The following is a 21,152-nucleotide window of genomic DNA, read 5'->3' as shown; positions in this document are numbered from 1 at the left end:
CATCTGGGCGCCCATGTTCTCGAACTTGTCGGCGAGCTCGATCTCCTTGGCGACCGTCACACCGTCCTTGGTGATGCGCGGGGCGCCGAAGCTCTTCTCGATCACGACGTTGCGGCCCTTCGGGCCGAGCGTCACCTTCACCGCGTCGGCGAGGATGTCGACGCCGCGCAGCATCTTATCGCGGGCGTCGGCGGAGAAACGAACGTCTTTCGCTGCCATTGTGTGCCTCTTAGCTAATTGTTGAACCCCAAGGCCGGGACGGCCTCAAAGGGCGATGGCGGGTGACCCGATCAGGCGGCGACGACGCCCATGATGTCGGATTCCTTCATGATCAGGAGGTCCTGACCGTCGATCTTGACCTCGGTGCCGGACCACTTGCCGAACAGGACGCGGTCGCCAGCCTTCACGTCGAGCGCGTTGACGCGGCCGGCCTCGTCGCGGGCGCCGGGACCGACGGCGACGACCTCGCCCTCCTGCGGCTTCTCCTTGGCGGTGTCCGGGATGATGATGCCGCCCTTGGTCTTCTCTTCGCCTTCGATGCGACGGACGACCACGCGGTCGTGCAGCGGACGGAACTTCATGAGCTGCCCTCTTGCTTCAGGTCTTGAGTTGGCGTTGATGCGGCCGGCGGGACCGCTCGCAAACTCGACTGTTAGCACTCTGTCTCGGCGAGTGCCAAAGACGGCCGCGAGATAGGCGCGGGCGGGTTCCGAGTCAAGGCTGTCGCACCCCCGCGCGACGGTGCGATGACGCGCCGGCGGCCCCGTTCCCCCTCATGGATAACGCGCTCTCATGCTGAGCCTGCACGGACCCGAAGGCCCGGTGGCGCTGCGACCCGGCGGCCCGATCGCGCGCGACACCGTGTGGCTCGACCTGAACGACCCCACGCCGGAGGAGGCTGCGGCGGTCGAGGCCGCGACCGGACTGCGGGTGCCGTCGCGGGCGGCGCTCTCGGAGGTCGAGACGTCGAGCCGCCTGCGCCGGGTGAAGGGCGGCCTCTCGCTCTCGACCCCGATGATCACGTTCGAGCAGAGCGCGTCGCAGCTGAAGCCGCTGGGCTTCCTGCTGACCAAGGATCACCTCGTCACGATCCGCTTCCACGACCTGCGCGCCTTCGAGGCGTCCGCGAAGCGTATCGCCGACGGCGACGGCAGCACGACGCCGAGCGAGATCTTCCTCGTCGTGCTGGAGGAACTGGTCGACAGCCTCGCCGACGCCCTCGAGGATATGGGCTCCGAGCTCGACACGCTCTCGACCCGCATCTTCGACTTCGACGTCCGCGGTGCCGAGCGGCGGCGCCTGGAGAGCCCGCCGCCCCGGCGCCGCGACCTCGCCCTGCGCCGGATCCTGCGCGGCATCAGCAACCGCGGGAAGGTTCTGGGCAAGATCCGGTCGAGCCTGCTCGGGCTCGAACGGATCATCCCCTTCGTCGCCGCGGCCTGCGACAGCCTCGGCCTGCCGGAGGATGCGCGCTTCGAGACGATCAAGCGGGACATCGAATCCCTCGACGAGTTCGAGACGCGGCTCGCCGAGAACGTGCAGTTCCTGCTCGACGCGGCCCTCGGCCTGATCACCATCGAGCAGAACAACGTCTTCCGCGTCCTCACCGTCGTCTCGGTGGTCGGCGTCCCGCCGACGCTGATCGCGTCGATCTACGGCATGAATTTCAAGCACATGCCCGAGCTGGATTGGGCGCTCGGATATCCCTACGCGCTCGGCCTGATCCTCATCAGCGCGGTCGCGCCGATCGTATACTTTCGCATGCGCGGCTGGTTCTGATATTCGCAAGCATGTTTCTGCTCTGACTGGGTTTACATTCGAATCCAATCTCGACGATGGCGTCGATCCGGCTACGGACGCACAGAGGGCGCGGCGCTCCAAGCATTCGATTTCCGTCAGGCAACTCTTAAACTGAACGAATGCCAGAATAAGGGATTCATTAACGCTGTGAGGCTACACCCCACGCCGGGGGAACGCGAGCCGTACCATGTTCAATCGCACTGTTTTCAATGAAGCCCAGGCCAAGATCGACGCGCTCGACCGCTCGCTGGCGATCATCGAGTTCTCGATGGACGGAACGGTCCTTCACGCGAACGAGAACTTCCTGCGATTGATGAAATACGGCCTCAGCGACGTCCAGAACCGCCATCACCGCATCTTCGTCGACAAGAGCTACGCCGAGTCCGCCGACTACGCGGCGTTCTGGAGCAAGCTGAAGGACGGCCAGTACGTCACGGGCGAGTTCCTGCGCCTCGACAAGGAGGGCGACTCGGTCTGGCTCGAGGCGACGTACAATCCTGTCCTCGACGCGCGCGGCAAGCCGATCAAGGTCGTCAAGTTCGCCGCGGACATCTCGGCGAAGAAGAAGGAGATCAACCGGCTCCTGACGATGATCGACAACGTTCCCGTGGCGGTCATGACGGCCGATCTGAAGGACAACTTCAAGATCGACTATATGAACGCCACGTCGCGCAAGACGCTCGGCACGATCGACCAGCACCTGCCGGTGAAGGTCGACGACATGCTCGGCCGCTCGTTCGACATCTTCCACAAGAACCCCAGCCACCAGCGCACGATGCTGGCCGACGCGAGCCGGCTGCCGCACAGCACCAAGATCAAGGTCGGGCCCGAGACCCTCAACCTGCGGGTCACGGCCGTGAACGACGAGAAGGGGCAGTACCTCGGTCCGATGCTGACTTGGGCGGTGGTCACCGCGCAGGTGAACATGGAGACCGACGTCAAGCGGGTCGTCGAGGCCGTCGGCTCCGCCATCCAGGAAATGCAGAGCTCGGCCGTGGGCCTGATGCAGTCGGCCGAGTCCGCGCGCCACAAGGCGTCGTCGGTCGCGTCGAACTCCGAGCAGATGAACGGCGCGATCCAGGAGATCTCCGGCCAGGTCGGGCGGGTCTCGGAGCGCGCGCAGCAGATCGCCGCCCAGGCGGGGACCACCGACGCGACCATGCGCCAGCTCGCCGAGAACGCCCGCAAGGTCGACGCGGTGGTGGGCATGATCAAGTCGATCGCCGACCAGACCAACCTGCTGGCGCTGAACGCCACCATCGAGGCGGCCCGCGCGGGCGCCGCCGGGCGCGGCTTCGCGGTGGTGGCCTCCGAGGTGAAGGCGCTCGCCGAGCAGACCGCCAAGGCGACCGGCGAGATCACGCAACAGGTCTCGGCGATCCAGAGCGCGACCGGCGAGGCGGTCGGCGCCATCGAGATGATCACGGCCGCGGTGGACGAACTGTCCAAGCTCACCCTGGCGATGGCGAGCGCCGTCGAGGAGCAGGCGGTCTCGACCCACGAGATGGCGGGCAATATCGGCGGCGTCTCCGAGGCCGCCAACGCAACCGGTCAGCTCGCCCAGACGGTCCAGGGCATTGCCGAGAGCCTCGCCGGCCACTCGACGAGCCTGTCGGAGAGCGTGATCCGGTTCATGAAGACGGCCTGATCGGGCGACTCAGTCCCGGGCGAGCTGCGCCCGGCCGATGGCGAAGACCCGCCCGTCCCCGAGGAGATGGGCGGTGAAGCCGTCGGGGAACAGGCTCTCGATCGCCCGGTCGCGGACGTTCAGGCCGCCGGCGTAGGCGCCGAAGGCCGGCATGACGAGGCGGGTGCCGTCCGTGACGAAGCAGCGGCGGCGCACCGCCCGCCCGCGCATCGCCACCTTCCCGCAGGGATGGAGGTGGCCGGCGATCTCGCCGGGCACGGGCTCCGGGCTCGGTTCGTGGCGCAGGACGAGGCCGCCGAGCGTCAGCGCGTCCGCGTAGCGGCCGCCGACGCCCTCGTTCACGGCCGCGTCGTGGTTGCCGGCGATCCAGACCCAGTCCCGGCCCTCCTGCAAGGCCGCCACCAGGGCGCGGTCGCCCGGCTCCATGCGCTCGGGACCGCGGGCGTCGTGGAAGGAATCGCCCAGCGCCACCACCCGGGCCGGATCGTGCCGCACCACTGCCTCGTGCAGGCAGGCGAGCGTCTCCCGGGTGTCGTAGGGCGGCAGGAACTGGCCGGAGCGGGCCGCGTAGGACGAGCCCTTCTCCAGGTGGAGATCGGACACGATCAGCGTCCGGTGCTCCGGCAGCCAGAGGCCGCCGCACAGGTCCAGCACCAGGGTCTCGCCCGCGAGCTGCAGGGTGGGGTGCTTGGGAGTCTTCTCGAGTCTCAGGCCGGCCGCCAAGATCGCATCCTCGGTGTCGTCGGGGGAGGGCGGATCGACGGTCAGGACAGAGCCTCTTGGAGAAGCTCCGCCTCGGCCTCGGCCAGGATCTCGTCGGCGCCCTCGCCGTAGACCCGCTCGCGCCCGATCTCGAGCATCACGGACACGGAGAGCGGCGAGACCCGGTCGAGAGACCTGTGGATGATTCGCCCCTGGATGCGCTCTAGCATCATGCCGAGGCGCCTCACGTCGAGGAGTCCGGTTGCCGCATCCTGCCGCGCGGCCCGCAGCAGCAGGTGGTCGGGCTGGTGCTTGCGCAGCACGTCGTAGATCAGGTCGGTCGAGATCGTGACCTGCCGGCCGGATTTCTTCTGGCCCGGGTGATGGCGCTCGATCAGCCCGGCGATCACCGCGCATTGCCGGAAGGTGCGCTTCATCATGGCCGATTCGTCGAGCCACGCCTCAAGATCGTCGCCCAGCATGTCGACGGCGAAGAGGTCGCCGATGAAGTCCGGATCGATCGCGGCGCGCTCCGAGACGTCGCGGGTCGACCAGATGGCGATGCCGTAATCGTTGGCCGCGAAGCCGAGCGGGCGCAGGCCGGAACGCTCCAGCCGCCGGGTCAGCAGCATGCCGAGCGTCTGGTGGACGAGGCGGCCCTCGAACGGGAAGGCCGTGAGGTAGTAGCGCTTGCCGCGCGGAAAGGTCTCGACGAGGAGGTCGCGCTCGCCCGGCAGGACGGAGCGGCGGCGCTGCTGCAGCAAGTACGCGCCGATCTGCTCGGGCAGGCGGTCCCATTCGAACGGGTCGGCGATCAGCGCGCGCACGCGGGCGGCCAGGAAAGTCGAGAGCGGGAACTTCGCGCCCGCGTAGGACGGGATCGCCGGGTCGGTGCCGGCCGGCGCGCGGGTGACGAGGCACTCATCCTCGGCGAGCCCCTCGAAGCGCAGGGTCTCGCCCGCGAACAGGAACGTGTCGCCGACCGTGAGCGTCTCGGCGAACTCGTCCTCGATCTCCCCGAGCACGCGGCCGGTCTTCGGCAGCACCGTGCCGGGCTTGCCGCGCAGGGTCCGGCCGAGGCGGACCCTCACCCGGGCCGCCTCGACGATCGTGCCGACATTCATCCGGTAGGCCTGGGCGGTGCGGGCGTCGCGCACGCGCCAGAGCCCGTCCGCACCGCGCAGGATCTTGGCGAAGCGCTCGTAGGCGCGCAGCGCGTAGCCGCCGGTGGCGACGTAGTCGACCACCTGCTCGAACGATTCCCAGGTCAGCCCGGCGTAGGGCGCGGCCGAGACGATCTCGTCGTAGAGGTGGAGCGGATCGAAGGCGTCGGCGCAGGCCATGCCGAGGACGTGCTGGGCGAGGACGTCGAGGGCGCCCTGGCGGGCGTCCGGCGTGTCCTGGGCGGCCTCCTCGACGGCGTCGAGGGCCGCCTGACACTCCAGCATCTCGAAGCGGTTGCCGGGGACGAGGTAGGCCTTCGAGGGCTCGTCCATGCGGTGGTTGGCCCGGCCGATCCGCTGCATGATGCGGCTCGCCCCCTTCGGCGCGCCGACATTGACCACGAGGTCGACGTCGCCCCAGTCGATGCCGAGGTCGAGGGTGGCGGTGCAGACGATCGCCCGGAGCTGGCCCGCCGCCATGGCGGCCTCGACCCGGCGGCGCTGCTGGGCGTCGAGCGAGCCGTGGTGGATCGCGATCGGCAGGGCGTCGTCGTTGAGCCGCCACAGCTCCTGGAACGTGTACTCGGCCTGAAGGCGGGTGTTCACGAAGACCAGCGTGGTCCGGTGCTCGCGGATGAGGTCGTAGATCGCCGGCATCGAGTGCCACGCGGTGTGGCCGGAGATCGGCAGCGCCCGGCCGAGGTCGAGCATGCGCAGGTCCGCCTTCGCCCCGCCCGCCACGGTGACGAGATCGGCCATGGGCGGCGCGACGGGCTCCCCGTCCCGTCCGGGAGAGGGCCGGGGTGGGGGAGGAGACGCGTGGGGATCGGCCGCACCGTCGCCGCGCGCGGCGGGAGGAGGGGGAAGCAACCCCTGCGGCACCAGGTATTTCCGCAGCTCGTCCGGCTCTCGCACCGTGGCGGAGAGTCCGATCGCCGCGAGGCCGGGGCTCAGCCTGTGCAGCCGCGCAAGCGCCAGGGACAGCAGGTCGCCGCGCTTCGACGTCACCAGCGCGTGCAACTCGTCGAGCACCACGCAGCGCAGTCCGGAGAAGAACTCCGCCGCCTCGCGATGGGCGATCAGCAGAGCCAGCTGCTCGGGCGTGGTCAGCAGGATGTCCGGCGGCCGGCTGATCTGGCGGGTGCGCTTGTGCGCCGGCGTGTCGCCGGTGCGGGTCTCGACGCGCACCGGCAGCGCCATCTCGGCGATCGGCGCGTCGAGGTTGCGGGCGATGTCCACCGCCAGCGCCTTGAGGGGTGACACGTAGAGAGTGTGGAGACACGCCGCCTTCCGCTGGGGGCCGCGCTCGGCGAGGGCGACGAGGCTCGGCAGGAAGCCGGCCAGCGTCTTGCCGGCCCCGGTCGGCGCCACCAGTAGCGCCGAGCGGCCCGCGCCGGCGATCCGCAGGAGGTCGAGCTGGTGCGACCGCGGCGTCCAGCCCCGCCCGGCGAACCAGGCGCGGAACCGCTCCGGCAGGATCTCGGACGGGTCGCTCAGGCGAGCGCCATCAGGAAGCGGTCGATCAGTTCCAGCGCCCGCTCGCTCATCGGGCTCGGGTAGCGGGCGAAGACGTGGCAGCCGCCGGGATAGATCGCCGTGTGGCCGCCATTGCCCGCCGCCGCCCAGCGCGCCGACATGTACAGCGTGTCGTCGAGGAGCGGATCGGCGGTGCCGATGGTGAACAGGGCCGGCGGCAGACCCTTCAGGTCGGCGTAGATCGGCGACACGTCCGGCCGGCGCCGGTCGATGCCCTCGCGGACGTAGCCGTCGGCGAACTTGGTCAGATCGCGGGTGTTCACGACCAGCCGCTCCTCGCCCCAGTTCCGCACCGACGGTGTGAGACCGAGGTCGAAGAAGCCGGCGTTGAGGTTGGCGCCCCGGAAGGCCCGGGGCAGGTTGTGCTTGTCGCGCAGCCGCAGCAGCACCATCACGGCGAGATGCGCCCCCACCGACTCGCCGCCGATGGTCAGCGCGTGGATGCCGAACTCGGTCTTGCCCGGACCGGCCAGCCACAGGGCCGCCGCTTCGCAGTCGAGCAGCGCCGCCGGATACGGGTGCTCGGGGGCGAGGCGGTACTCGACCGACAGGGCGACGAAGCCGCAGGTGTCGGCGATGCGCTCCAGCCAGGGATCCTGCTCATCGGCGGAGCCCCAGACCCAGCCGCCGCGGTGGATGTGCAGGTAGGCGCCGCGCAGCTTCGTGCCGGGCTTGGGCCGGACGACGCGGAGCTTGAGCGGGCCGCCGGGCCCGTCGATCGTCAGCCACTCCGCCCGGGCGCTGTGCGGCATGGCGGGCGCCGCCTTGGTGCCGAGACGGCGCCGCTCGCGCACCTCGGCGATCGGCAGCGACCAGGGATCGGGCAGCGCGGCGTGCGCCGCGACGATCTCGGCATTGAGCCGGAGCGTCTCGGGATCGATCGTCGCCGGGTCGAACAGGGCGTGGTCGATCATCGTGCGTATGGTCCCGTCGGCACTCAGAGCCTCTCACACCAATTCCCGATTCCCGGGAGTTCTCCCTTTGGCCGAGGCCGCGCCGCGAGAGTCCCGCAGCGTAGTCCGCCCCGTCCGGCATCTTGGCGCGCGCGACGCCGCTTGCCATCTGCACGGCGCGCGAGAAACCCGCCAACGCCTGATCCGCGCTCGGGTTTCGACGCGGTGTGGTGTGCCGGTCACGGTTCCGCCCGCTTCGTCGCCGATCCGAGGGCCCTGAGGCTTCACGAGGACGCAATGCTCGTCGATCACGACCGGCGCCGGCAAGGCTATCAGCAGGGCGCCCCGCCGAACGCCCCCTACGGCGCGGACAGCTACCGGTCGCGCCCCTCAGCGCTGCGGCGGTTCCTCGGCGGCTCGCCGGCCGGCGTGTTCCTGCGGCTCCTGTTCCTGTCGGTGCTGGTCGGCGCCTTCATGTCGATGCTCGGCCTGACGCCGGGGCGGCTGTTCTGGCACGTCTACGATTCGGCGCGGGCGCTGGTGGAGGTCGGGCTGGCGTCGCTCCACGATTTCGGCGGCTGGATCGTCGCCGGGGCGATCGTGGTCGTGCCGCTCTGGCTGATCGCGCGCCTGTTCGCCGTCTCCCGCTGACAGGGTCCGCGGCCGATCCGGCCCGGTCGCGCCCCGACGGCCCGGCGCGCCGGGGGTTCGGGTAGATCGGCCGCCCGCTATCGCAACCCGCCGATGCGATCACCCCGCTTTGCGCGGAGGGCGCGGCTTCTTAGCGTGCGGCATGATGCACACCGTCGCCAGCTCGGCCCGCCCGACGAACCGCCGCGTCCTGGCCCTGGCGCTGCCCATGACGATCGCCAACGTCACGACGCCGATGCTCGGCTTCGTCGGCGCGGCGGTGATCGGGCGGCTCGGCGACGCGGCGCTGCTCGGCGCCATCGCCCTCGGCGCGGTGATCTTCGACGCGATCTTCTGGTCGTTCGGGGCGCTCCGCATGGCGACCGCCGGCCTGACCGCGCAGGCGGTCGGCGGACGCGACGACGCCGAGGTCGACCGCATCCTGGCGCGGGCGCTGGCGGCGGGCGCGCTGATCGGGCTCGTCCTGGTGGTCCTGCAGGGTCCCCTCGCGCAGCTCGCCTTCGCGATCAGCGGGGCGAGCGCGGCGGTCATCGCCGGTCTCGCGACCTACTTCCACATCCGCATCCTGTCCGCGCCCTTCGTGCTGGCGAGCTACGGCGTGCTCGGCTCGGTCCTGGGGCGCGGGCGCACCGATCTCGGCCTGCTGCTGCAGATCGCCATCAACCTGACCAACGTCGCGCTGACGCTCATTCTGGTCCTGGGATTCGGCCTGGGCCTCGCCGGCGCGGCGCTGGCGACCCTCGGCGCCGAGGCGCTCGGGCTCGGCCTCGGGCTGATTCTCCTGGCGCGGCTCGGCTCCCGGCCCTTCCGGGTGCCGCTGCGCGACCTCCGCGACGCCGCGGCGCTCCGCCGGACGCTCAGCGTCAACGGCGACGTCATCCTGCGGACGCTCGCGCTGATCACCGGCATCGTGCTGTTCTCGGCGCTGGGCGCCCGGCAGGGCGACGTGGTCCTGGCCGCGAACTCGGTCCTGTGGAATCTCTTCCTGATCGGCGGTTTCTTCCTCGACGGCTTCGCCACGGCGGCCGAGACCCTGTGCGGCCAGGCCGTCGGCGCCCGGGACCGGGAGGCGTTCGACGCGGCCGCCACACTGAGCCTGCGCTGGTGCCTCGGCTTCGGCCTCGCGGTCAGTCTTGTGTCGCTGGCGGGCGGCCCGGCCTTCATCGATGCCGTGACCACGAACGGCCCGGTCCGCGAGGCGGCCCGGTCCTACCTCGTCCTCGCCGCCCTGGCGCCGCTCGCCGCCGCGGCGCCCTTCGCGTATGACGGGATCTATATCGGCGCGACCTGGACGCGGGCGATGCGCAACCTGATGGTGTGCGCGCTCGCCGCCTACTGCGCGATCCTCGCGCTCGTCGAGAGCCTGGGCTTCGGCAATACCGGGCTGTGGCTCGCCTTCGTGAGCTTCCTGGGCGCCCGGGGCGTCGGGCAGGCGATCGCCTTCCCGCGCCTCGCCCGGGACACGTTCCGGACGCCGGCCGCGGCCGCCCTCGGAACCGCGGCCTAGGCGGCAGCCGCGCGCAACCTCGAGGCGTGCTAGCGCGGGTCTTTCCAGGTGGTGGGCTGGGCCGCTGGCGCGGCGCGGGCCACGGAGCCGGTGGTGCGCGGCACGGCCGCCTCCGCCCGCCGCGGGTAGGACCGGCGCGGGGCCGCGTAGCCGTAGCGGCGTCCCCGGCGGACGTGCCGGCGCCCGCGCTCCGACGAGTTCCCCACGAAGCCGCCGACCACGGCCCCCGCGACGGCGCCGATCGGGCCGCCGACCAGCGCCCCCGCGACCGCGCCGGAGCCGACGCCGAGGGTGGTCCGGCTCTGGGCCCGGGCCGCCTCAGGTGCCGCCAATGTTCCGAGCAAGGCGAGGGTGACCAAGACTTTGCGCATCGTAGAGATTCCGGACTTCGAGAATTGGTTTCGTCCGGCCTTTAAGCGGCGGAACATGACCAAACCGCGGCTTCGATCTGCGGAGAGACGGCGCGGTATCAAACCGCGCGGGGACTCACCCGCCCCGACCTTTAGGGTGTGGCGCGGCCGGGTTCGTGCTTTAGGGTGCAGCGCAACGACGGGAGGCCGCGCGACGGCCCAGGAGGGAGAAGCCGATGGCCACGACCACCGATCTGCGCCTGCGCCGCAGCGTGCTCTACATGCCCGGCTCGAACCAGCGGGCGCTCGACAAGGCCAAGTCCCTGCCGGTGGACAGCATCATCCTCGACCTCGAGGACGCCGTCGGCCCGGAGGAGAAGGAGCTCGCCCGCGATCAGGTCTGCGCCGCGGTGAAGAGCGGCGCCTACGGCAGCCGCGAACTGGTCATCCGGGTCAACGCCCCGCAGACCCCGTGGGGCGAGGCGGATCTCCACGCCGCCATCGAGGCCAATCCCGACGCGATCCTGATGCCGAAGGTCTCGTCCCCCGCCGTGCTGGAGAGCATCGCCGACCGGCTCGAATCCCTCGACGCGCCGGACGGCATCGCGATCTGGGCGATGATCGAGACCCCGGCCTCGATCCTCAACATCCAGGAGATCGCCCGGGCGAAGCGCGACCCGCGCAACCGGCTGACCTGCCTCGTGCTCGGCACCAACGACCTCGCCAAGGACACCTGGGCCAAGATCGTCCCCGGCCGCGTGCCGATGCTGCCCTGGATGATGATGGCGCTGGCCGCCGCGCGGGCGGAGGGGCTCGCGATCCTCGACGGCGTCTACAACGACATCGCCGACACAGAGGGCTGCCGCGACGAGTGCCGGCAAGCCCGGGACCTGGGCTTCGACGGCAAGACCCTGATCCACCCGACGCAGCTGGAGCCGGCCAATACGTCCTTCGCTCCGACCGAGGAGGAGGTGCGCCGCGCCAAGCTGGTGATCGAGGCGTTCGAGCGCCCGGAATACGCCAAGCGCGGCGCGATCAAGCTGGAGGGCCGGCTCTACGAGCGGCAGCATCTCGGCGTGAACCGGCGGGCGGTCACCTGGGCCGAGGCGATCAAGGCGAAGGGGTTCTGAGCGCGTCCGTCCTCGCCGGAGCGAAGCGATCCAGGGCAGCGCCACGCCCGAGTCTGTCGCGGTCCCTGGGTCACTTCGCTACGCGCGTGATGACGGCACCGACGGCCCTGAATCGGCGGTCGTGTAGCGCGTCCGCTGGGTGCGCCCGTCGCGGGCCGTGACGGCGACGAGGCCCGCCTCGTCCAGGCCCGAGAGGGCGCGCAGCACCAGGGCGTGCTCCACCCCGAAGGTGCGGGCGAAGGCGCGGCTGTCGCCCGGCAGACCGAGGTCGAGCGCCGCCAGGAGGCCCGCCGCCAGCGGGTCGAGATCCGGGCGGGCGGCCGAAGCCCGGTCGAGGGCGGCGACGAACGCCGCCTCGTCGGGCTCCGCGCTCACGCGGCCGCGCGCGCCTGCAGGGTGACCAGCACCGACTTGGAGGTCGGCGTGTCGCTCTTCTCGCCGTAGGTCGAGAGCGGCACGAGCACGTTCAGCTCCGGATAGTAGCCGGCCAGCGCGCCCCGCGGCATGTCGAAGGGCACGAGGCGGAAATCCTCCGCGCGGCGGGTGACGCCGTCGTCGTGCGTGCCGACGACGTCGACCCGGTCGCCGAGCCGGTCGCGGATCTCCGCGAGGTCGTCCGGGTGGGCGAAGATCACGCGGCGCTCGCCGTAGACGCCGCGGTAGCGGTCATCCAGGCCGTAGATCGTCGTGTTGTACTGGTCGTGGCTGCGGAAGGTCTGCAGCACGAACGTGTCGCGGGTCTTTCGCGCGGCCTGGTGCTCGGTCTCGGCCGGCAGGGCGTCGGCCGAGAAGGTGGCCCGGCCGGTGGCGGTCTCGAACACCCGCTCGGCGGCGAGGTTGCGCAGCATGAAGCCGCGCGGCTTGCGCACCCGGGTGTTGTAGCCGGTGAAGCCCGGGATCGTGGCGGCGATCGCCTCGCGGATCCGGTCGTAATCCGCGGCGAAGCCGGCCCAGTCGATGGCGGCGGAGCCGACGGTCGCCTGCGCCATGCCGGCGATGATGGCGATCTCGGAGCGGAGCTCCTTCGAGGCCGGCTTGTTGATGCCGCCCGACCCGTGGACCATGCTCATCGAATCCTCGACGGTCACGATCTGGATCTTGCCCTCGGCGCCCCGGTCGATCTCGGTGCGGCCCAGGCAGGGCAGCAGGTAGCCGACCGCGCCCGGCACGAGGTGGGCGTGGTTGAGCTTGGTGGCGATGTGCACGGTGAGCCGGCACGAGGCCAGCGCCTGCGCCACGACCGGCGTGTCGGGCGTCGCCCGCAGGAAGTTGCCGCCGAGCCCGATGAAGGCCTTCGCGGTGCCGTCGCGCATGGCCCGGATCGCCGCCAGGACGTTGTGGCCGTGCCGGCGCGGCATGGCGAGGCCGAAATGCTGCTCCAGGGAATCCAGGAAGGCTGCGGACGGGCGCTCGTTGATGCCGACCGTGCGGTCGCCCTGCACGTTCGAGTGGCCGCGCACCGGGCAGAGGCCCGCGCCGGCCCGGCCGATATGGCCGCGCAGGAACAGCAGGTTGGCGATCTCCCGGATCGTCGCCACCGAGTGGCGGTGCTGGGTCACGCCCATGGCCCAGGTCGCGATGACCCGCTGGGCGCCCAGATAGACGTCCGCCATCGCGGTGATCTCGTCCACGGTCAGGCCCGACTGGTCGAGGATCGCGTCCCAGGACGTCGCCTCGACGGCGGCGCGGTAGGCCTCGAGCCCGGCGGTGTGGTGCTCGAGGAAGGCGCGGTCGAGGAGCGAGGGCCGGCCGGCCGCCAGCGCCTCGGCGTCGCGGGCGAACACGACCTTGGCGATGCCCCGGAAGGCCGCCATGTCGCCGCCCGAGCGCGGCTGCAGGTAGTGGCTGGCGATGGGGCGGCTGGCGCCGCGCAGCATCTCGACGGTGTTCTGGGGGTCGGCGAAACGCTCCAGGCCGCGCTCCCGGACCGGGTTCAGCACCACGACCTTGGCGCCGCGCTCGGCCGCCCGGCGCAGGTCGCCGAGCATGCGCGGGTGGTTGGTGCCGGGATTCTGGCCGACGCAGAAGATCGCGTCCGCCTTCTCGAAATCCTCCAGCAGGACCGTGCCCTTGCCGATGCCGATGGCGTCGATCAGCGCGACGCCGCTCGCCTCGTGGCACATGTTCGAGCAGTCGGGGAAGTTGTTGGTCCCGAAGGCGCGGGCGAAGAGCTGGTACAGGTACGCCGCCTCGTTGGAGGCGCGGCCCGAGGTGTAGAACTCGGCCTGGTCCGGATGGTCGAGCCCGCGCAGGGTCGCGCCGATCTCCGCGAAGGCCTCGGCCCAGCTCACCGGCAGGTAGCGGTCGCTCGCAGCGTCGTAGCGCATCGGGTGCGTCAGGCGGCCCTGGCCCTCCAGGGCGTAGTCGCTCCAGGTGCGCAGCTCGGTCAGGGTGTGCTTGGCGAAGAAGGACGGCTTCGTGCGCTTGTCGGTCGCCTCCCAGGAGACCGCCTTCACGCCGTTCTCGCAGAACTCGAAGGACGAGCCATGCTCCGGGTCGCCCCAGGCGCAGCCGGGGCAGTCGAACCCGTCGGGCTGGTTCGCCTTCAGCAGCGCGCGGGCGCCGGTGAGGGGTGCGCGGCTGCCGAGCAGGTGCTTGCCGCAGCTCTTCAGAGCACCCCAGCCGCCAGCGGCGGAGGAGCGCTTGGTGGACCCTTCAGACTGGGCCATGAACCGTCCTGGATTGGCTGACGCGATGTGTCTCGCAACCGCGAGATAAGCGCCTCTCCGACGCCCTCACAATGGCGTGCCGGCGCAGGCCCCTCATGCACGGGGCACAGGCTAAGCTCCCGCTGTGCAAAGCCTTTCTAAACTGCGGCCCCAAAAAAATTGTCCGGCGCGGCTCCGCGAACGGTTCGCCCGCGCCGGCTCAGTCCCCGCGGGCGAGGTCGGCGGCGTCGCGCCCGACGACCTGCCGGAGCGAGGCGATGCCGGCCTCGCTCATGCGCCGAAGGAGCCCGTCCTTGATGCGCCCGACGAGGCCCGGCCCCTCGTAGACCAGCGCCGAGTAGAGCTGCACGAGGCTCGCCCCGGCCCGGATCTTGGTCCAGGCCGCCTCGGCCGAATCCACGCCGCCGACCCCGATGAGCGGCAGCGCGTCCCCGACGCGCAGGCGCGTCTGGGCGAGCATCCGCGTCGCCGGGCCGAAGAGCGGCCGCCCCGAGAGGCCGCCCGTCTCCCGCGCGAGACCCTGCTCGCGCAGGCTCGCCGGGCGGGCCACCGTGGTGTTGGACACGACGAGGGCCTGGACCCCGCGCCGCTGCGCCGTCGCGCAGACCGCGTCGAGGGCGTCGAGCGCCATGTCGGGGGCGATCTTGAGGAGGATCGCCGCGCCGGCGCCTGCCGCGTCCCGGGCCTCGACCGTGCGGGCGAGCAGCTCGTCGAGGAAGGCCTCACCCTGGAGATCGCGCAGGCCCGGCGTGTTGGGGGAGGAGACGTTGACCGTGACGAAGTCGACGAGCGGCGCGAGGGCTGCGGTGCAGGCGGCGTAGTCGGCGAGGCGGTCGGCGGATTCCTTGTTCGCGCCGATGTTGACGCCGACGATGCCGGGTCGCCCCCTCCGGGCGCGCAGACGGTCGGCCACCACCTCCAGCCCCTCGCTGTTGAGGCCGAAGCGGTTGATCACGGCGCGGTCGTCGGGGAGGCGGAAGACCCGCGGCCGCGGGTTGCCGGGCTGGGGCCGCGGCACGACCCCGCCGACCTCGACGAAGCCGAAGCCGAGGCCCAGCAGCGCGTCGGGAACGCGCGCGCCCTTGTCGAAGCCGGCCGCGAGGCCGACCGGGTTGGGGAAGCGGCGGCCGAGCAGGTCGACGGCGAGGCGCGGGTCGTCCACCGGCCGCGGGCCCGCGGGCAGGAGCGCCAGGGCGGCGAGGGTCAGGTCGTGCGCGCGCTCCGCGTCGAGGCGGTGCAGCAGCGGTCTGACGAGGGGGAAGGCGGCCGCGATCATGCCGGCAGGATCCCGGCCGGGAAGGCGTGCCGGCCGTCGGCGCCCAGCGGCATATCGTCCACCGCGACCACGGCGGACAGCGGTAGCGGGCCGTAGAGGTGCGGGAACAGGTCGCCGCCGCGAGAGGGCTCGTAGCGCAGGCCGTCGCCGAGGGCGTCGGCCTCGACCGCGACGAGGAGCAGGTCGTCCTGCCCGGCGAAGTGCCGGGCCGCCGTCTCGGCGACCTGTGCGGCCGTCGAGAAGTGGATGAAGCCGTCCTGATGATCAATCGGGGCGCCCGTGAACCGGCCCGCGGCCTCGGCCTCGCGCCACAGGGCGCGCGGACAGATCTTGTAGATGAGCGGCATCGAAGCTCCCCGGAGACGACGCTGCGATAGAGGCGCGCGGCCGCGGCGGCAACCGCGCCGCGCCCCGCCCGATTCGAGGAGCGATTGCAATCTGCCGCCCGTAGTTCTACTTTCCTACGACTAGGCTGGACGTCACACAGCCCCGTCCGGACCGGCAGAGCGGACCCGGAAAGCAGATTGTCAAGTATCTCCGCGCGTACCCGGCGGGTGTCGAACGGACCCGGCGGGCGAACCGTCTCCGTGCCTCCGAGGCAGCCGGATCCCGGCTGGTGAGACGGGGGTGCCGGCCCGCTCAGGCTGAGCTTCCGAGCCCGCTATGCTGTCGCACGAGCAGATCTGGAACGCCATCGACCGGCTCGCCGAGCGCCACGGCTACTCGGCCTCGGGCCTCGCCCGCCGCGCCGGCCTCGACGCGACCAGCTTCAACCGGTCGAAGCGCGTGGGCGCCGACGGCCGCAAGCGCTGGCCGTCCACCGAATCCGTGTCGAAGGTCCTGGCCGCCACCGGCTCGAGCCTCGACGAGTTCCTGCGGCTCATCGAGGCCCGCGAGATCCCCGCCCGCACGATGGTGCCGCTGATCGGCCTGACCCAGGCCGGGGCCGGCCGCCTGTTCACCGACGAGGGCATGCCCACCGGGGGCGCCGGCTGGGAGGAGATCGAGTTTCCGGATCTCGGCGAGGAGCGGGCCTTCGCGCTGGAGATCCAGGGCGATTCCATGCTGCCGCTGTTCCGGGACGGCGACGTCCTGATCGTGTCGCCGACGGCCAGCGTGCGCAAGGGCGACCGCGTCGTGGTCCGCCTGCACGGCGGCGAGGTCCTGGCCAAGGAGCTGCGGCGGCGCACCGCCCGGACCGTGGAACTGGCCTCCCTGAACCCCGAGCACGAGGACCGGGTCCTCAATCTCGGCGAGGTGGCCTGGATGGCCCGGGTGATGTGGGTGCGCCAGTAGGCGGTGCCCGGACGGGTCGGCACGCCGTTCGACGCGCGGATCCACCGCGGATCCACGCTTGGCCGTGAGGCCGTTCATCGCTATCGCTGGCCCGTCGCGGACCTTCCGCATCCGCTGAGCGCGAACGCAGCATGGCGCAGCCCGGGACGGATCACAGCGCGGCCGAAGGCGGGTCGCTGGCGGACGAGGCCCGCGCGCTCCTCGACGCGCTGCCGACGCCCAGCCTGGTGCTCGATCCGCAGGGCCGTGTCCGCCACGCCAATCCCGCCCTGGAGCGGATCGCCGGCTACCCGGCGGAGCGGCTCGTCGCGCAGGGACTCGACCTGATCCTGGCGCAGCGCACGGCGCCCCTCGACCCCGCCGGCACCGAGCCTCAGGAATTCCTGGCCAGCCGCGCGGACGGGACGAGCTTCTGGGCCCGCCTGGAGACGGCGGCCCTGCCCGGGACCCCGTTCCGCATCGGCCAGATCCGCGACGAGACGGCCCGGCGCGAGGCCGAGGGCGCGCTCGCGCTCTCCCGCCAGCGCGAGGCGCTGGGGCTCCTGACCAACAGCGTCGCCCACGAGTTCAACAACTTCCTGCAGATCCTGATCGGCTACATCGACGGGCTCAAGCGGCGGCTCGGGGACCGGCAGGAGCCGTTCGTCCAGCGGGCGATCGCCCGCTCGGCCGACGCCACCGAGCGCGCGGCGATCCTGACCCGGCACCTGCTCGCCTATTCGCGCCGCATCGCGCCGGACGTCCGGTCGGTCGACCTCGACGCCATCGTGGCCGACCTCGCCGCCCGCCTCGAGCCCGACCTGCCGCCCGGGATCCGCCTCACCGTGGCGGCGACGCCGGGCCTGCCGCGGGCGATCAGCAATCCCACGCAGATCGAGTTCGCCCTGCGGCATCTCGTCGCCAATGCCTGCGAGGCGATGCCGTCGGGTGGGACGCTGACCCTGTCGACCTTCCGGGTGGATCCCGGCGACCGCTCCCTGCAGCAGCCGGGCCAGGGGAGCGTCGGGATCGCGGTCGGCGACACCGGGCAGGGCATGTCGCCCGAGATGCTCGCCCGGGCCCTGGCCCCGTTCCAGACCAGCCACGAGGCCGGGCGCGGCGCGGGCCTCGCGATCGTCCACGGCCTCATGAAGCGGCAGAACGGGACCATCACCCTCGACAGCCGCAGCGGGGAGGGGACGCAGGTGCGCCTCTCCTTCCCGGCCGCCCCGGAGCGCACGCTCCACTAGAGCCGTGCCATTCACGCGATGGGCGCGACGGGCGGGCTCGGAATGCGCAGCACCGATCCGGTGGAAAACGTCGCCCGGGCGACGGCGCCCAGGACTAAAACCGCTGCCCGACCGTTCCCATATCGTCACTGGCGCTCCGCGCCACCCGGTTCTCGTCCTCTGAGGCGTGTACATGTTTACTGAGATTTCGCGCCGCCGGCGTGTGGCCGCCCTCCTGGCGCTGGCCGCTGCGCTGACCGTCGCGGCACCCGTCGTGGAAGCCCGTCCGGGCGGCGGCGGGTCCGTCGGGTCCCGCGGCTCGCGCACCTACACGGCGCCCTCCGCCACGCCGACCGCCCCCGGCGGCGGCACGACGATGCAGCGCTCGCAGACCGCGCCTTCGCCCGGCATGGGCAGCCCCGGCATGCAGGCCCCGGCCGCGCCCGGTCGCCGCTTCGGCGGCGGCTTCTTCGCGGGCCTGCTCGGCGCCGGCCTGATCGGCGCGCTGCTCGGCGGCGGCTTCTTCGGCGGCCTCGGCGGCCTCGCCTCGATGATCGGCCTGCTGTTCCAGGTCGGTCTCGTCGTGCTCGTGGTGATGCTGGCCCTGCGGTTCTTCCGCCGCCGGAACGAGCCGGCCGGCGCCGGCGCGCCCTACGTCCGCTCGTCGCTCGACGATCAGCCGGGCGCCCGCGGCCCGATGGGTGGCGCTTCGGGCGGCGCTCCGGGCGGCCCGGCTCCCGGCGGCATGTTCGGCGGTGGGCAGCGCCCGCCGCAGACGCGCCCGGTGCAGATCGGCCCGGCCGATTACCAGGCCTTCGAGCGCCTGCTCGGCGACATCCAGGACGCCTACTCGCGCGAGGATCGGGTGACCCTGGGCAACCTGTCGACGCCCGAGATGGTCAGCTACTTCGACGAGGAGCTGCGCGGCAACGCCTCCCGCGGCGTGGTGAACAAGATCTCGGACGTGAAGCTGCTGCAGGGCGACCTCGCGGAGGCCTGGGGCGAGGACCGCACCGACTACGCGACCGTGGCCATGCGCTACGCCCTCAAGGACGTGATGATCGAGCGGTCGAGCGGCCGCGTCGTCTCCACGGACTCGTCCGAGGCGACGGAGCTCTGGACGTTCCTGCGCCAGCCCGGCCGCGGCTGGGTGCTCTCGGCGATCCAGCAGACCCGCTGACCCGGCAGCGCTCCGGCGTCCGGGCCGGAGCCACGGCTCTCCGTCAGGCCGGCGTCCTCACCGGGGCGCCGGCCTTTCTGTGCGCGTCCCACCGATTGGCGAGATCGACGAACCCGGACACCGGGATCTCCTCGGCGCGCGCGGTCTCGGACAGGCCGGCGGCGGCCAGCAGGGCGCCGGCCTCGGGCGTCAAGGCCTTGAGGCTCTGGCGCAACATCTTCCGCCGCTGGCCGAAGGCCGCCCGGGTGACGGCTTCGAGCGCGCCGGCGCGGCAGGGCAGGGGCTGGGCGCGCGGCACCAGCCGGACCACGCTCGAGGTCACCTTGGGTGGCGGCACGAAGGCCGAGGGGCTGACGTCGAACAGGATCTCGGCCTCCGTGCGCCAGCCGCAGAGGACGCCGAGCCGGCCGTAATCGGCCCGCTCCTCCGGGCCGGCGACGATCCGCTCGGCGACCTCCCGCTGGAACATCAGCACGGCCTGGTCCCACCAGGGCGGCCAGACCTCCCCGTCGAGCCAGCCGGTGAGCAGGGCGGTCCCGACATTGTAGGGCAGGTTGGCGACGATCCGCGCCGGGGCCTCGCCCACCAGCGGCCGCGGGTCGAAGGCGAGGGCGTCGGCGTCGACCACCTCGAGCCGGCCGGGATAGTGGGCAGCGATCTCGGCGAGGGCCGGCAGGGCGCGCGGGTCGCGCTCGATCGCCACGACGCGGGCGGCGCCCTCGGCGAGGAGCGCGCGGGTCAGCCCCCCCGGGCCCGGCCCGACCTCCACCACGGTCACCCCCGCGAGCGGACCGGCCGCCCGGGCGATCCGGCCGGTCAGGTTGAGGTCGTAGAGGAAGTTCTGGCCGAGCGCCTTCTTCGGCTCCAGGCCGTGGCGGGCGACGACCTCGCGCAGCGGGGGAAGACCGTCCCCGGCGCTCATGCTGGCTGCCTCACAGCTCGTCCTCGGGATCGAAGTGGCGGGCGCCGACGGGCCGGGGACGGCCGGCATAGACGCTGAACGGGATGATCTCGGCCCCGGCGGGGGCCTCGCTCCGCGCCGCCGCGTTGGCGGCCAGCCGGTCGGCGAGGCGCAGGGCCGCCACGAGGCTGTCCGGCCGGGCGACGCCCTGGCCGGCAATGTCGAAGGCCGTCCCGTGGTCCGGCGAGGTGCGCACGAAGGGCAGGCCGAGGGTGACGTTCACGCCGTCGTCGAACGCGATCGTCTTGATCGGGATCAGGGCCTGATCGTGCGTGGGCGCGAGGGCGACGTCGTAGGTCTCCCGGGCGCGGGCGTGGAACAGGGTGTCGGCGGGGAGCGGCCCGCGGATGTCGATGCCCCGCGCCCGCAGGCGCGCCACGGCGGGGGCGAGGACGTCGCGGTCCTCCCGGCCGATCGTCCCGGCCTCGCCCGCGTGCGGGTTCAGGCCGGCGAGGACGAGGCGCGGCTCGGGCAGGCCGAACCGCTCCCGCAGGTCCCGGGCGACGATCGCGGCGGTCTCCTCGACGAGTTCCTGGGTGAGCAGGTCCGGCACGTCCCTCAGCGGCACGTGGATCGTCACCGGCACGACCGAGAGGCCGGCGCTCCAGATCATCATCACGGGCCGGGGCGGCGTCACGCCGGGCGGCACCGCGAGGGCGGCCAGGAACTCGGTGTGCCCGGGATGGGCGAAGCCCGTCCGGGTCAGCACGAACTTGGCGATCGGGTTGGTCACCACCGCGCTCGCGCGCCCGGCCTTCACGAACTCCACCGCCGCGGTGATCGACTCGATGGTCGCGCCGGCATTGCCGGAATCGGGGACGCCGGGATCGGCGGCGACGCGGGCGCCGCTCGGCAAGGGCACCACGGGGAGCGCGCGCGGGAACACCTCGGCTGCCGTCTCCGGATCGACCTCCGCCACCGGGACGGGACGGTCGAGGCGGTGGGCGAGGCGCTCGACGAAGTCGGGATCGGCCACCAGGAAGAACGGCGGCAACGGATCCGCCCCGCCGCGCCCGAGCCACGCGCTGAGCGCCAGCTCCGGGCCGATGCCGGCGGGATCTCCGAGGGTGAGGGCGAGGGGCGGCATGGGCGCTCTATAGCGCCCGCGCGGCGCGGGCGCATCCTCGGCGGCTCAGACCGAGCGGCGGGATCGCGGCGGGCGACGCGCCGGACCGGCGCGCC

20 protein-coding genes are annotated in these 21,152 nt (G+C 72.2%); 8 read left to right on the top strand and 12 right to left on the bottom strand.

Translation table 11 applies throughout. The features are described from left to right. The coding region (locus BLW78_RS13405) for a TCP-1/cpn60 chaperonin family protein (RefSeq protein WP_280142462.1) at window positions 1-219 on the bottom strand (219 nt) is incomplete at its 3' end. A 71-nt stretch (window positions 220-290) separates the two neighbouring features. Next, entirely contained in the window at window positions 291-581 is a 291-nt protein-coding gene (gene groES, locus BLW78_RS13400; RefSeq protein WP_020093567.1) for a co-chaperone GroES, read from the bottom strand. Window positions 582-792: 211 nt separating this feature from the next. Between groES and BLW78_RS13395 the strand changes: the two genes are divergently transcribed. Both BLW78_RS13395 and BLW78_RS13390 read left to right on the top strand, forming a co-directional pair. Continuing rightward, window positions 793-1,779, top strand: a complete 987-nt coding sequence (locus BLW78_RS13395; RefSeq protein WP_091680168.1) for a CorA family divalent cation transporter — start codon at window positions 793-795, stop codon at window positions 1,777-1,779. Window positions 1,780-1,987: 208 nt separating this feature from the next. Continuing rightward, window positions 1,988-3,448, top strand: a complete 1,461-nt coding sequence (locus tag BLW78_RS13390) for a methyl-accepting chemotaxis protein (protein ID WP_091680166.1) — start codon at window positions 1,988-1,990, stop codon at window positions 3,446-3,448. A 9-nt stretch (window positions 3,449-3,457) separates the two neighbouring features. On the opposite strand, the gene pdeM is transcribed toward BLW78_RS13390, so the two are convergent. From pdeM to BLW78_RS13375, 3 genes are read right to left on the bottom strand one after another with little or no spacing between them, the layout of a single operon-like run. After that, entirely contained in the window at window positions 3,458-4,171 is a 714-nt protein-coding gene (gene pdeM, locus BLW78_RS13385) for a ligase-associated DNA damage response endonuclease PdeM (protein WP_091680165.1), read from the bottom strand. Between the two features lie 41 nt (window positions 4,172-4,212). Beyond that, window positions 4,213-6,810 carry a ligase-associated DNA damage response DEXH box helicase gene (locus BLW78_RS13380; RefSeq protein ID WP_091680191.1) on the bottom strand — a complete coding sequence of 866 codons (2,598 nt, stop codon included), beginning with the start codon at window positions 6,808-6,810 and terminating at the stop codon, window positions 4,213-4,215. Beyond that, window positions 6,807-7,763 carry an alpha/beta hydrolase gene (locus tag BLW78_RS13375; RefSeq protein ID WP_091680189.1) on the bottom strand — a complete coding sequence of 319 codons (957 nt, stop codon included), beginning with the start codon at window positions 7,761-7,763 and terminating at the stop codon, window positions 6,807-6,809. The genes BLW78_RS13380 and BLW78_RS13375 overlap by 4 nt, the downstream gene beginning before the upstream one ends. A gap of 276 nt (window positions 7,764-8,039) precedes the next feature. Between BLW78_RS13375 and BLW78_RS13370 the strand changes: the two genes are divergently transcribed. Next, window positions 8,040-8,393, top strand: coding sequence for a DUF6460 domain-containing protein (locus tag BLW78_RS13370; RefSeq protein WP_020093561.1), 354 nt, complete (start codon window positions 8,040-8,042; stop codon window positions 8,391-8,393). 142 nt (window positions 8,394-8,535) lie between these two features. After that, on the top strand, window positions 8,536-9,900 hold the full coding sequence (locus tag BLW78_RS13365) for an MATE family efflux transporter (protein WP_091680163.1): 1,365 nt from the start codon (window positions 8,536-8,538) through the stop codon (window positions 9,898-9,900). Between the two features lie 29 nt (window positions 9,901-9,929). On the opposite strand, the gene BLW78_RS13360 is transcribed toward BLW78_RS13365, so the two are convergent. Then, a complete protein-coding gene (locus tag BLW78_RS13360; protein WP_091680162.1) occupies window positions 9,930-10,271 on the bottom strand; it encodes a YMGG-like glycine zipper-containing protein in 342 nt (113 codons plus the stop codon). A 215-nt stretch (window positions 10,272-10,486) separates the two neighbouring features. Here BLW78_RS13360 and BLW78_RS13355 point away from each other — a divergent pair, with 215 nt between their 5' ends. After that, window positions 10,487-11,380 carry an HpcH/HpaI aldolase/citrate lyase family protein gene (locus BLW78_RS13355; protein WP_091680160.1) on the top strand — a complete coding sequence of 298 codons (894 nt, stop codon included), beginning with the start codon at window positions 10,487-10,489 and terminating at the stop codon, window positions 11,378-11,380. Window positions 11,381-11,458: 78 nt separating this feature from the next. Here the strand turns inward: BLW78_RS13355 and BLW78_RS13350 are convergent, their stop codons facing one another. From BLW78_RS13350 to BLW78_RS13335, 4 genes are all read right to left on the bottom strand, one after another. Next, window positions 11,459-11,755, bottom strand: a complete 297-nt coding sequence (locus BLW78_RS13350) for a hypothetical protein (protein WP_091680158.1) — start codon at window positions 11,753-11,755, stop codon at window positions 11,459-11,461. Continuing rightward, window positions 11,752-14,049 (bottom strand): FdhF/YdeP family oxidoreductase, encoded by a 2,298-nt coding sequence (locus BLW78_RS13345; protein ID WP_091680157.1) that lies wholly within the window; start codon window positions 14,047-14,049, stop codon window positions 11,752-11,754. Before BLW78_RS13345 ends, BLW78_RS13350 begins: the two co-directional genes overlap by 4 nt. Before the next feature lie 199 nt (window positions 14,050-14,248). After that, window positions 14,249-15,325, bottom strand: a complete 1,077-nt coding sequence (locus BLW78_RS13340; protein WP_091680155.1) for a quinone-dependent dihydroorotate dehydrogenase — start codon at window positions 15,323-15,325, stop codon at window positions 14,249-14,251. After that, window positions 15,322-15,672, bottom strand: a complete 351-nt coding sequence (locus BLW78_RS13335; RefSeq protein ID WP_091680153.1) for a DUF952 domain-containing protein — start codon at window positions 15,670-15,672, stop codon at window positions 15,322-15,324. The genes BLW78_RS13340 and BLW78_RS13335 overlap by 4 nt, the downstream gene beginning before the upstream one ends. 316 nt (window positions 15,673-15,988) lie before the next feature. Between BLW78_RS13335 and BLW78_RS13330 the strand changes: the two genes are divergently transcribed. From BLW78_RS13330 to BLW78_RS13320, 3 genes are all read left to right on the top strand, one after another. Continuing rightward, the gene (locus BLW78_RS13330; RefSeq protein WP_012317556.1) at window positions 15,989-16,621 is read left to right on the top strand and encodes a S24 family peptidase; all 633 of its coding nucleotides are present in this window, start codon (window positions 15,989-15,991) and stop codon (window positions 16,619-16,621) included. Between the two features lie 131 nt (window positions 16,622-16,752). Then, complete coding sequence (locus tag BLW78_RS13325) at window positions 16,753-17,850, top strand: two-component system sensor histidine kinase NtrB (protein ID WP_020093553.1); 1,098 nt, start codon at window positions 16,753-16,755, stop codon at window positions 17,848-17,850. 172 nt (window positions 17,851-18,022) lie between these two features. Continuing rightward, on the top strand, window positions 18,023-19,009 hold the full coding sequence (locus tag BLW78_RS13320) for a TIM44-like domain-containing protein (RefSeq protein ID WP_026604993.1): 987 nt from the start codon (window positions 18,023-18,025) through the stop codon (window positions 19,007-19,009). Between the two features lie 43 nt (window positions 19,010-19,052). Here BLW78_RS13320 and rsmA read toward each other — a convergent pair whose 3' ends face one another. Continuing rightward, the gene (rsmA, locus tag BLW78_RS13315; RefSeq protein ID WP_091680151.1) at window positions 19,053-19,931 is read right to left on the bottom strand and encodes a 16S rRNA (adenine(1518)-N(6)/adenine(1519)-N(6))-dimethyltransferase RsmA; all 879 of its coding nucleotides are present in this window, start codon (window positions 19,929-19,931) and stop codon (window positions 19,053-19,055) included. Window positions 19,932-19,941: 10 nt separating this feature from the next. Continuing rightward, window positions 19,942-21,057 carry a 4-hydroxythreonine-4-phosphate dehydrogenase PdxA gene (gene pdxA / locus BLW78_RS13310; protein ID WP_091680149.1) on the bottom strand — a complete coding sequence of 372 codons (1,116 nt, stop codon included), beginning with the start codon at window positions 21,055-21,057 and terminating at the stop codon, window positions 19,942-19,944. Window positions 21,058-21,152 lie beyond the last annotated feature (95 nt).

The sequence above is a fragment of the Methylobacterium sp. 275MFSha3.1 genome (genome assembly GCF_900108435.1).
Lineage (GTDB): Bacteria > Pseudomonadota > Alphaproteobacteria > Rhizobiales > Beijerinckiaceae > Methylobacterium.
Note: the sequence above shows the minus strand (reverse complement) of the source record. Positions and strands in the feature narration are given on the sequence as shown.